Source organism: Candidatus Methylomirabilota bacterium (genome assembly GCA_027293415.1).
Taxonomy (GTDB): Bacteria; Methylomirabilota; Methylomirabilia; order Methylomirabilales; family CSP1-5; genus CSP1-5.
This window is the reverse complement of the sequence record JAPUFX010000147.1, coordinates 1-11,047: the sequence shown is the minus strand read 5'-3', so window position 1 is coordinate 11,047 and position 11,047 is coordinate 1. Positions and strand designations below refer to the sequence as shown.

9 protein-coding genes are annotated in these 11,047 nt (G+C 59.3%); 6 read left to right on the top strand and 3 right to left on the bottom strand.

Features of this window, described 5'->3' with window-relative positions:
- Nucleotides 1-784 precede the first annotated feature (784 nt).
- Nucleotides 785-1,477 carry a DUF502 domain-containing protein gene (locus O6929_10800; GenBank protein MCZ6480874.1) on the top strand — a complete coding sequence of 231 codons (693 nt, stop codon included), beginning with the start codon at nucleotides 785-787 and terminating at the stop codon, nucleotides 1,475-1,477.
- On the opposite strand, the gene O6929_10795 is transcribed toward O6929_10800, so the two are convergent.
- A complete protein-coding gene (locus tag O6929_10795; GenBank protein ID MCZ6480873.1) occupies nucleotides 1,467-2,543 on the bottom strand; it encodes a DUF933 domain-containing protein in 1,077 nt (358 codons plus the stop codon). The genes O6929_10800 and O6929_10795 overlap by 11 nt on opposite strands.
- A gap of 479 nt (nucleotides 2,544-3,022) precedes the next feature.
- Here O6929_10795 and O6929_10790 point away from each other — a divergent pair, with 479 nt between their 5' ends.
- From O6929_10790 to uvrA, 5 genes are all read left to right on the top strand, one after another.
- A complete protein-coding gene (locus O6929_10790) occupies nucleotides 3,023-3,499 on the top strand; it encodes a ribonuclease H-like domain-containing protein (GenBank protein MCZ6480872.1) in 477 nt (158 codons plus the stop codon).
- The gene (mtaB, locus tag O6929_10785; protein MCZ6480871.1) at nucleotides 3,490-4,959 is read left to right on the top strand and encodes a tRNA (N(6)-L-threonylcarbamoyladenosine(37)-C(2))-methylthiotransferase MtaB; all 1,470 of its coding nucleotides are present in this window, start codon (nucleotides 3,490-3,492) and stop codon (nucleotides 4,957-4,959) included. The genes O6929_10790 and mtaB overlap by 10 nt, the downstream gene beginning before the upstream one ends.
- A gap of 1 nt (nucleotide 4,960) precedes the next feature.
- The gene (gene mtnP / locus O6929_10780) at nucleotides 4,961-5,824 is read left to right on the top strand and encodes an S-methyl-5'-thioadenosine phosphorylase (protein ID MCZ6480870.1); all 864 of its coding nucleotides are present in this window, start codon (nucleotides 4,961-4,963) and stop codon (nucleotides 5,822-5,824) included.
- A gap of 13 nt (nucleotides 5,825-5,837) precedes the next feature.
- Nucleotides 5,838-6,746 (top strand): PfkB family carbohydrate kinase, encoded by a 909-nt coding sequence (locus tag O6929_10775; GenBank protein MCZ6480869.1) that lies wholly within the window; start codon nucleotides 5,838-5,840, stop codon nucleotides 6,744-6,746.
- 261 nt (nucleotides 6,747-7,007) lie between these two features.
- The gene (gene uvrA, locus O6929_10770) at nucleotides 7,008-9,641 is read left to right on the top strand and encodes an excinuclease ABC subunit UvrA (GenBank protein ID MCZ6480868.1); all 2,634 of its coding nucleotides are present in this window, start codon (nucleotides 7,008-7,010) and stop codon (nucleotides 9,639-9,641) included.
- 69 nt (nucleotides 9,642-9,710) lie between these two features.
- Here uvrA and O6929_10765 read toward each other — a convergent pair whose 3' ends face one another.
- Both O6929_10765 and O6929_10760 read right to left on the bottom strand, forming a co-directional pair.
- Entirely contained in the window at nucleotides 9,711-10,229 is a 519-nt protein-coding gene (locus O6929_10765) for a prepilin-type N-terminal cleavage/methylation domain-containing protein (GenBank protein ID MCZ6480867.1), read from the bottom strand.
- A 118-nt stretch (nucleotides 10,230-10,347) separates the two neighbouring features.
- Nucleotides 10,348-10,836, bottom strand: a complete 489-nt coding sequence (locus O6929_10760; protein ID MCZ6480866.1) for a prepilin-type N-terminal cleavage/methylation domain-containing protein — start codon at nucleotides 10,834-10,836, stop codon at nucleotides 10,348-10,350.
- Between the last annotated feature and the right edge of the window lie 211 nt (nucleotides 10,837-11,047).

Sequence of the window (11,047 nt, the reverse complement as noted above, 5' to 3'; positions counted from 1 at the left end):
CGCTTGCACCGAGGACAGATCCACGTCATCGTTGTACGGGCGCGCTGGCCGATGACAGTGTAGCTCCGGCGTCACTTTGAGAAATTCGAGAGAATCGGCATTTGTTTTTATCACCTCCTCCTGACTAATTTCTGTTGCATCGTTCTCTATCAGCTAGTGATACGGTGCGACGTTGTTAGGCTAATTGCAATTTTCAAGCCAAACGTCAGTGATGGCTAGGATGCTGGGAGGCTTGGTCGTTAGGAAGCGAGGAGGCGAGGAAGCGAGGAAGCTGTGAGGCTACCTCGGTGATCGGTCCTCGATCATACGCAGTGGTTGGTAGTTGGTGGGTGGACGGACTGCAGGGTTGAGGGTTGAGAGTTCAGAGGGAAAGGGGTGACACTGGGTATGTCGAGTTCTTTGGGTTTATAGGGATTGTTGGGTCTGTCGGATTTTGTAGCGTTCTAGCATCCAAGCCTTCCAGCATCTTAGCATTCCAGCCCGAGAAATCAGGCCAAATGCCTTGACAGTACCCTCATATTTTGCTACAAAGAAGCGGCCCCAAGAGATTGCTGGACAAGCAGGATCGTTCTCGTGGGTCGAAGTGCTCCGGCAGGGACCAGGGGGCGATCCCCTTCGGGCCTCAGGAGAGAAGAGACCGGGGAGATCCGGGAGTCCACGTCGGTCACTTGGGGCATTTTCTTTTTCAGCTTTCCAGCACGGGGAGGTCGCACGCTGCTGAACGGTTGCCTTCTGCGTACACCTGGGTAGCGGTCGGTCTCCAGTAAACAAAGGAAAACATCCTGTGACCCCGCGAGATTCGCAACGACACGAAACCCTTACCTCCATCCGGCGCTACTTTGTCACCGGGTTAATCATCGTCCTGCCGTCGGTTCTTACCATCTATATCGTCTGGATCCTCTTCGGCCTCGTGGGCGGATTCCTTTCTCCGTTCTTAGGAGTGGTTCTTCGCAAGGTCGTGGGCACAGAGATGATCGATCCCCTGGCCACCCTGGTGAGCGTGATCGTCACCGCCGGCCTGATCTGTGTCGTGGGGATGACCGGAACCCTCTTTAGCCAGCGGATCTTTCACAAAGCGGAGGACGTCTTTCGGCGCATTCCCCTGGTCCGCTCGATTTACGGATCGATCCGTCAGATCATGGATCTCGTGACGGCGAAAGATTCCGCCTTCCAGAAGGTGGCCCTGATCGAATACCCCCGAAAGGGGATTCACAGCCTCTGCTTTGTTACCAGCCGTCACCGATGGGATATCCCGGGTCGGTCCGATCCCGCGATTACGGTCTTCCTGCCCACCTCTCCGAACCCGACCTCCGGATTCTTTCTCTTGGTGCCAGAGAAGGACGTGGTTCTCCTCAATATCTCAGTCGATGATGCCGTGAAGATGATCATCTCGGGTGGAATCATCGGTCCTGAGAACCGACACCTTTTGACTGAGACCTCCCCGGTTCAACTGTCCAGCGAAGGGTTTATTTACTGAACCGCACCGTCAGAATATCGCCGTCCTGAACCCCGTATCCCTTTCCCTCGAGCCGTAACAGCCCCTGCTTTCGGGCCACGGCCATGGATCCCGAGGCATCGAGTTCCTGGAAGGGAATGACCTCGGCCTTAATGAAGCCTTTCGATATGTCGGTGTGGATGGTGCCGGCCGCGTCGAGTGCCGTGGCACCCCGAGGGATCACCCATGCCCTCAGCTCGTCACCCACCACGGTGAAGAACGTGATGAGATCCAAGAGGTCGAGACATTGGCGGAGGATCGACGGGTACTCGATGGTCTCGACCCCCAGGGCTCGAGAAAACTCCTGGGCCTCTTCCTCGGTCAGTTCACTGAGTTCCCACTCGGTCTTGGCCGGGAGGCGGATGCAGCCGGTCCGGGGCTTCGCCGCCCTGTCCCGGACCTGATCCCAGACCGGGTCCGCTTTTCCAACCTTTTCCTCGCCGATGTTGAGAAGCAGGAGAAGCGGTTTGAGCGTGAGCAAGGCGTAGCCCCGAAGATCTTTCTCCTCCTCCGCCGTGAGCGCTATCTCCCGGAGGTTCTGCTCTTTCGTTAGCCACTCCCGACACCTCTCGAGAAGAGGCAGCTCGTCCTGTCCCTCTGCCTTTCGACCCTTGCGCACGTCCTTGGTGATCCGCTGAATCCGCTTTTCCACGACATCAAGGTCTGCCAGAAGGAAGACGGTGTCGAGGAGGCCAATGTCTCGGAGCGGGTCGACAGACCCCTCTTCATGGGGTACCCGCACATCCTCAAAGTCCCGAATCACGTGGAGGATCAGGTCCACCTGGCGGAGGGAGGCGAGCAGGGATCCCTCTGTTTCGCCACGCTTTCCGCCTGCGGTGAGGGCGGGGAAATCGAGGATTTCAGCGATAGGAGATGTGACCTTTTTCGGATGAAAGATCTCGGCCAGGCGATCCAGGCGATGCTCGACCACCTTCGCTGTCCCCAATGAGGGCTCCGTGCCCTTGGACGGATGAGCGTGCTCTCGCGTGAGGAGGCGAAAAACGATGGTCTTTCCTGTGCGTGGCAGTCCAGTGATTCCTATTCTCATGGCCACCTCGGTGTGGAATTCGTATCACTCACCCTCCGATCTGTCAAATGAAGCAGTCAGCTGTCAGCACATAAGAAGGCAGCCCCCAGCTGTCAGCAGTAAAGAGATGTATGTGTTTGAAGTTGGGTGTTTTTTGTTTGGTTACGCCTGCCGTGAACCCTGAATCAAGAGCTCGGAGGGACCTTCCTCGTCGGCGCCATATTCTGCATGGACTTGAGGCGCGGAGGCAACGTTACGCATGCTGAGGCGTTGTAATCCGCTATTAAATACGGGATTTCGAATTTGGGATTTCGGATTGCGAATTTACGTTCAGGATTTCGAATTTGAAGAATTAGCCTGTCGATCGCGGCGTTCTCGCGTATCGAGCCTGATAAATTCGAAATTCGAATTTCGCAATTCGAAATCTAGTTCCTCTCGACACTCGACTCTCCCCTCTGAACTGGAAGTATGGTAAGTTGTTAAGCCATGGGATCCCGACGGTGAAGGCTTACCTCGACATTGAAACCTCATTTCTCGGCGAGATCACCGTCTTTGGACTGTATGCCGAGGATCGGGGGCTTGTTCAGCTGGTGGGGGGTGGCATCTCCGACGTGGCCGTGTGGGAGTCCTTGGAAGGGATCCAGGTCATCTGTACATACAACGGGAGCCGATTCGATCTTCCAGTGATCCGCCGCCGCCTGGGACTCGATCTTCGCTCCTCCTTCATGTCCCATGACCTCATGTATGACTGCTGGAAACGGCGTCTGTACGGGGGCCTCAAGCGGGTGGAAGAGCAGGTCAACATCCAGCGGAGGACCCGAGGAATCGACGGAGTGGAGGCTATGCGGCTCTGGCACCGGTACGAAACTACACAGGATAGCGAGGCGTTCATGGCGCTCCTCGAGTATAACCGGGAAGATGTCCTGAACCTGGAAACCCTTGATCGGATCCTCCAGGAGATGACTCCGTGCGCATAGGCTTTACCACGTTGGGCTGCCGGCTGAATCAGTTTGAGACAGACGTCATGGCCGACCAGGCGCGAACCGCTGGTTTCACCCTGGTTCCCTTTCACGAATCGGCCGAGGTCTACGTGGTCAATACGTGCACGGTGACCGAGCGGGCAGATGCCGATGCTCGCCGCCTCGTCCGCCAGGCTATCCGCCGAAATCCCATGGCATTTGTGGTGGTGACCGGCTGTTACGCCCAGGCTGCGCCCGAACGGATCGCCGCCATTGAAGGTGTCGATCTAATCCTGGGCAACGCCGAGAAGATGGAGCTGATGCGCCATCTCCGGGGTGCGGCCTGGGAGTCCCAAGACTTGGCGGCCGGGTACAACGGACTAAATGGTAACGGCCGAGAGACGGGTCTTACCCGTCCGCGGTTTCTCGGGACGCGTGTAGGCCGTAAACAGGGGGGCAAGGCCCTGATCTCGGTCGGTAACATCGGTGAAGTCCGGACCTTTCACGGTGCACCGGCGCCTGAGAGGCCGGATCGAACCCGCCCCTTCTTGAAGATCCAGGACGGATGCAGGTTTGCCTGCACCTTCTGCATCATTCCTGCGGTCCGGGGTCCGAATCGCAGTCTCCATCCTGATCACGTAGTGGCAGAGGCACAGCGCCTGGCGGCTGCGGGCCATCCCGAGATTGTGCTTACCGGGATCAACCTGGGGACGTATGGCTGGGACCTCAGGCCCAAGATCTCGCTGTCTGCCCTCGTCCGACGCCTTCTCAAGGACACAGCAGTGCCTCGCTTTCGCTTGAGTTCGCTTCATCCCCACGAGGTGAAACCGGAAATCATTCGACTCATGGGTGACTCGTCTCGCCTCTGCCGCCATATCCACCTGGCCCTGCAGAGTGGGGATGACGAGATTCTCCGACGGATGGGCCGCAGCTACCGGTCCCGCCAGTTCCGGGAAGTGGTGGAGAGACTGCACCAAGAAGTCCCGGGGATCGCCATCGGGGTGGACGTCATCGTCGGCTTTCCGGGTGAGACCGAGGCTGCGTTCGAGAATACGCAGAGTCTCTTGGAGCAGCTCCCCGTGGCCTACTTCCACGTCTTTACGTATTCTCGTCGCTCTGGGACCAAGGCGGCGGAGATGTCCGACCAGGTCGCGCCCGACGTCAAAGCGCGGCGGAACCGCATTCTGCGCGATCTGGGCGCGCGGAAGTTTCTCGCCTTCAAGCGCCAGTTCCTTGGACGCACTCTACCCGTGGTAGTTCTCGAGGAACGGGATCGGCAGACCGGTCTTCTCCAGGGGGTAAGTGACAACTACCTCGGAGTCCTCTTTCAGGGGCCGGACGTTCTGAAAGGGAAGTTACGCGATGTCCGAGTTGAGCGCCTGGATCCGGGCGGCATGCTGCTCGGCCGGTTGCCGGACGCAAGCCCCATCCCACCCTCTTCGAATAGGCAACGGGTTCCACTTCTCATGCGAGGATGAAATGGCGGAGGCCGTGATCGGCATCATCGGGGGGACCGGGCTTTACGAGATGGAGGGGATCACCGACCTTCGTGAAGAGCGAGTCACGACCCCTTTCGGTCATCCTTCTGATGCCTATCTCCTCGGTCGCCTGGACGGTCACCCGGTGGTCTTTCTCGCTCGCCACGGTCGGGGACACCGGCTCCTTCCCTCTGAGCTCAACTTTCGGGCAAACATCTATGGCTTCAAAACCCTGGGGGTCCAATGGATCATCTCTGCCTCGGCAGTGGGGAGCATGCGCGAGGAGGTCCACCCTCTGGATGTGGTCGTTCCGGATCAGTTTTATGACCGGACCAAGGCGAGAACGAGCACTTTCTTTGGCGATGGCTTGGTGGCCCATGTGAGCTTTGCTGATCCCGTGTGCCCTCATCTCAGCCATCTGCTCACTCAGGCGGGTCAACAAGCTGGGGCACGGATGCACGAGGGGGGCACCTATGTGTGTATCGAAGGTCCCCAGTTCTCGACGCGCGCGGAATCACGTATCTACCGAAGCTGGGGAGTGGACGTGATCGGCATGACCAACCTGCAGGAGGCAAAGCTCAGCCGCGAGGCCGAGATCTGCTATGCCACCATGGCCCTGGTGACTGATTACGATGTCTGGCACGAGACTGAGGGGGACGTGAGTGTGGAAAAGGTCATCGCCGTTCTGCATAAGAATGTGACCACCGCCAAGGCGATCATCAGGCAGCTGGTCCCGATGATCCCGCCCGAGCGGTCCTGCGTCTGTAGCCGCGCTCTCAAGGACGCCATCATTACCGCCCCCAAGGCCATCCCGGCGGAAACCAGGAAGAAACTCTCACTCCTCATCGGCAAGTACCTTGACTGAGCCCAGCCCTGAAATGCACATCCTGGTCGTCGGGTCGGTAGCCCTGGATACGGTGAAGACCCCCTTCGGGGAGGCCAGGGAAGTCCTGGGCGGCTCGGCGGTCTATTTTGCCGCAAGCGCAAGCTTTTTCACTCCCGTGAGCGTGGTCGCGGTGGTGGGAGAGGACTTTCCACTCGAAACCCTCGATTTCCTGAAAGGACGCGAGGTCGATTTTGCCGGGCTGGAGCGGCGGACGGGCCGGACCTTTCGGTGGCAGGGGGAGTACAGCTTTGACCTCAATGAGGCGAAGACCCTGGATACCCAGTTGAATGTCTTTGCAGAGTTCCATCCGCGGCTGCCCGAAGCCTACCGCGAGCGAGAGCTCATTTTCCTGGCAAACATCGATCCCGATTTGCAACGGGAGGTCCTAACTCAGGTCCTGGGTCCCCGCCTCGTCGCCGCCGATACCATGAACTTTTGGATTCATGGGAAGCCCGATGCTCTGAGGCAGACCCTCGAGCAGGTTCAGGTCCTTATTATTAATGATGCCGAGGCCCGGATGTTGGCCAAGGAGCCGAATCTCGTCCGCGCAGCCAGGAAGATCCTCACCTGGGGCCCTCGCTCGTTGGTCATCAAACGGGGGGAATACGGGGCGCTCAGCTTCTCGGACGGGGGGTGGTTCGCTGCCCCCGCCCTTCCTTTAGAAAGTGTCTACGACCCTACCGGGGCGGGGGATGCCTTTGCGGGCGGCTTCCTCGGCTTTCTGGCCAGCACGCGAAATTTCGATGAGGCGAATCTCCGCCGGGCCGTGATCATGGGCTCGGTGATGGCCTCCTTTTCGGTGGAGGCCTTCTCACTCCAGCGGCTTCAAGATCTGACCTACCCCGAGATCGAGACCCGCTACCGCCAGTTCAAAACCCTCGCCCATTTCGAAGATCTGTAGAATGCTGGAACGCTAGGAAGCTAGGAAGCTAGGATGCTAGGATGCTAGGATGCTAGGACGCTAGAAGGCTAGAAGGCTTGTCTACCCAGAAGTTGTAAGTTTCCGCCCTTTCGACATGCCAGGAATAGAGTCCTCCCTTCCTTATAAGCATCCCAGCATTCTAGCGTACCAGCATTCCAGCCGCTGACTGCTGAATCCCTCTTGGCTGGAGAAACACGTGGGGTATAATGAACAGTTGACTTCACCAACCGAGAGGTGTGTATGACGGCCGACGCCATTATCATCCGGGGGGCAAGGGAGCATAACCTCAAGTCGATCAATCTGGAGATTCCTCGGAGCAAGCTCGTGGTGATTACGGGGGTCTCCGGATCCGGCAAGTCCTCCCTGGCCTTTGATACGATCTATGCCGAAGGGCAGCGGCGGTATGTCGAGTCGCTGTCCGCCTATGCCCGGCAGTTCCTCGAACAGATGGATAAACCGGATGTGGACCTGATCGAGGGGCTCTCGCCCGCCATTTCCATCGAGCAAAAAACCACCAGCAAGAATCCCCGGTCCACCGTGGCGACCGTGACCGAAATCTACGACTATCTCCGCCTGCTGTTCGCGAGGGCGGGGCGGCCGACCTGCTATCAGTGCGGTAAGCCGATTGCCTCCCAGACGGTCCAGCAGATCGTCGATCAGATCCTCACGCTCCCCGAGGAGAGCCGGATCCAGCTCCTGGCCCCCGTGGTCCGGGGCCGGAAAGGAGAGTACCGGCACATCTTTGCCCAGATGCGCCGCGAGGGGTACGCCCGGGCGCGGGTCGATGGCAAACTTCGCCAATTGGAAGAGGAGATCACACTCGACAAGAACAAGAAGCACACCATCGAGGTCGTGGTCGATCGCCTCGTCATGCGGGCGGATATCCGGCGGCGGCTGACCGACTCTCTCGAGACAGCCCTGCGCCTCAGCGAAGGGATCATCACCGTGAACGTGCTGGGAGAGCATGAGAAGGATCACACTTTCTCAGAGCGGCTGGCGTGCATTGACTGCGGGGTCAGCTACCCGGAGATCAGTCCCCGCATCTTCTCCTTCAACAATCCGCATGGAGCCTGCCCCACGTGTGGCGGCCTCGGGACGGCGCTGGATGCCCGATTTGACGGGGACCGGCATCCGGATTTCTACGGGCTGAGCGTGGAGTCCCTCGGCCGCCGGTACAAGGCCACCGAGTCCTCCCGGGTTCGGGAGCAGATCGAGACCTATGTGGACCGCATCTCCACCCTCCGTCCCTGCCGGACCTGCCACGGGACCCGCCTCCGGAAAGAGTCGCTGGCGATCAAGGTGGGCGGGTTGAACATCGCCGAGGTGACCCGCTTCTCGGTGAAGGACGCACTGGAGTTCTTTGCCGACGTCAGGATGAGTGAGAAGGAGCAAGAAATTGCGCGCAGGATTCTGAAAGAGGTCCGGGAAAGATTGGGCTTTCTCGTCAACGTCGGCCTCGACTACCTGACCCTGGACCGGACCGCCGGGACGCTGGCGGGGGGGGAGGGGCAGCGGATCCGACTGGCCACGCAAATCGGATCGAGCCTGGTCGGGGTTCTCTATATCCTGGACGAACCGAGCATCGGGCTCCACCAGCGCGATAACATCCGCCTGTTAAACACGCTGAAGCGCCTCCGGGATCTGGGGAATACGGTCATCATCGTGGAGCATGATGAAGAGACGATTCGGAACGCTGATTTCGTGATTGATCTCGGCCCCGGGGCCGGAAATTCGGGCGGCGAGGTGGTCGTTTTCGGCACACCGCGAAAGATCATCGGCTGCAAGGCTTCGCTGACCGGCCGCTACCTCGCGGGCGAGCTTGAGATCCCGGTCCCCAAGGTGCGGCGCCCGCCCTCAGGGCTCTATCTGACCATCGCCGGGGCCCGGGAACACAACCTCAAGGGGATCGAGGTCGAGATCCCCCTTGGCCTCTTTACGTGTATTACGGGGGTCTCGGGCTCCGGAAAGAGCACGCTGGTCACGGACATCCTGAAACGTGCCCTAGCCGTCTATCTGTACGGGTCGCGCGAGCAACCGGGAGCCCACGACAAAATCTTGGGGGCCGAGCACATCGACAAAGTGATCGACATCGATCAGTCCCCCATCGGCCGGACTCCCCGGTCCAATCCGGCGACGTATACCGGAGTGTTCAGCCTCATCCGGGATCTGTACGCGCTAATTCCTGAAGCCCGGATGCGGGGGTACCGGCCGGGGCGGTTCAGCTTTAACGTCAAGGGGGGGCGGTGCGAGGCTTGTGAGGGAGATGGCATCATCCGGATCGAGATGCACTTTCTCCCCGACATCCATGTCACCTGCGACGTCTGTCGTGGGGCGCGCTATAACCGGGAGACCCTCGAGATCCAGTACAAGGGCAAAAGCATCGCCGACGTGCTGAGCATGACGGTGGAGGAGGCGCTCGAATTCTTCCGGCATCTCCCCCGGATCAAGGACAAGCTCCAGACCATCCATGACGTGGGGCTGGGCTACATCAAGTTGGGCCAGTCGGCCACGACCCTCTCCGGCGGCGAGGCACAGCGGGTCAAGCTTTCAAAAGAGCTGTCCCGGCGGGGGACCGGCCGGACCCTGTACATGCTGGACGAGCCGACGACGGGGCTGCACTTCCACGACATCCGGCTGCTTCTCGAGGTCCTCCATCGCCTGGCCGATGCCGGCAACACCGTGGTCGTCATCGAACACAACCTCGAGGTGATCAAGACGGCCGACTGGATCATCGACCTGGGCCCGGAGGGGGGGGATGAGGGGGGCTATGTTGTCGCCGGTGGCACCCCCGAAGAGGTGGCACAGGTCGAGGGGTCGTTTACCGGCCAGTACCTCCGCCGGATATTGGGCAGTTCCCGCCGCTCGAAACGGTAACCTCCCGAAAAGAAAGAAGCGGAGGGATTCCTCCCTCCGCTTCCCTTTCTCTTATAGCTTATCGCGACGCTACAACTGGCTCACAAAGCAATCATTATTGGCCCCACTGGCGGCATCGGCTGCGTCGCACGTGACGTCGATGATGCCCTCGATCACTGGCGGCCGGGCAGGCGAGCTGCTTCCCTGGGTCACCAGCCACCAGCGGAAGCCCTGACCTGCCGGGATGTTGTACCCGCCATTCGGCGGATAACTGGGAGTCGATTGCATTTCATTTTCGAGGTCGGTCACATCGGACGGGTCAAATACGCTCCCCGTGGTGCTCGCGTCCGTGGGTTCAAAGGCGTAGCTTCCAGTGTTCAGGATCTTGTCGCTGAAGTCCAGGATGATCGCGGCCCTACCCGCATCCAGGGTGGCCTGGGCACTGGCCATGACGGCATTGTCCCGCAGGTCCACGTATCGCGGGACCGCGACGGCAGCGAGAACTCCGATCAGAATGATGACGATCACCAGTTCGATCAATGTAAACCCTCGCTCATTTTTCAGGATAAGTAGCACGTTACGATCTACCCCCGGTTCACAGGTGCTCATGTGCCGGCCAGTGTTTGCGCCGGATACTGGGCAGTTCCGAACCCTAAAAAAAGCAAGCGGAGGGATGGTCCCCTCCGCCTGCCCTTTCTTTTCTTGTAGGTGCTAATCTGTCTCGACGCTACAGCTTGCTCACAAAGCAATCGTCATTGGCCCCAGCGTCGGCATCCGCGGCATCGCAGGTGACGTCGATAATGCCATCCATTACCGGCGGCGCGAGTTTACCACCAGGATTTGCGTCGGTCAGCACCCACCACCGGAACCCCTTGCCAGCCACATCGTTGTACTTGCCGTTCGGGGGATAACTGGGCGTCGACTGCAGAAAACCTTCCAGGGTGGCTAGGTCGCTGGCGTTTGATATCGCGGCGTCCGCCGGGCTAGCGGTGAAGATGTCGGCATAGACCCCGGTGTTCAGGATCTTGTCACTGAAGTCCAGCATGATCCCGGCCCTGCCGCCATCGAGGGTCGCCTGGGCACTGGCCATGACCGCGTTCTCCCGCAAATCGACGTATCGCGGGACCGCGACGGCGGCCAGGACGCCGATCAGGATGATGACGATCACCAGTTCGATCAGGGTGAAGCCTTTCTGGTTTTTGAGGGGTGCAAACATGTACCTTCCTCCCTTGTTTTTGATGTTATTTTGCGCACACTTATAGCACTTAGAGTACCATCTTATAGCATGCAATTTCCGGACCATTTCCTCCCTTCTGCCGGCCTGTTACTTGCGGATCAGTCCAACCATATCCCACAGGGGCATGAAGACCGCTAAGGCTAGGAACAGCACGAAGGTCGCGACGACGATCAGCAGGATCGGCTCGATG

Excerpts from the sequence above, each read along its gene's own strand:
- O6929_10795 (MCZ6480873.1), bottom strand. The coding sequence starts at position 2,543 with ATGAGAATAGGAATCACTGGACTGCCACGCACAGGAAAGACCATCGTT.
- O6929_10760 (MCZ6480866.1), bottom strand. The coding sequence starts at position 10,836 with ATGTTTGCACCCCTCAAAAACCAGAAAGGCTTCACCCTGATCGAACTG.
- O6929_10775 (MCZ6480869.1), top strand. The coding sequence starts at position 5,838 with ATGCACATCCTGGTCGTCGGGTCGGTAGCCCTGGATACGGTGAAGACC.
- uvrA (MCZ6480868.1), top strand. The coding sequence starts at position 7,008 with ATGACGGCCGACGCCATTATCATCCGGGGGGCAAGGGAGCATAACCTC.
- O6929_10765 (MCZ6480867.1), bottom strand. The coding sequence starts at position 10,229 with ATGAGCACCTGTGAACCGGGGGTAGATCGTAACGTGCTACTTATCCTG.
- mtnP (MCZ6480870.1), top strand. The coding sequence starts at position 4,961 with ATGGCGGAGGCCGTGATCGGCATCATCGGGGGGACCGGGCTTTACGAG.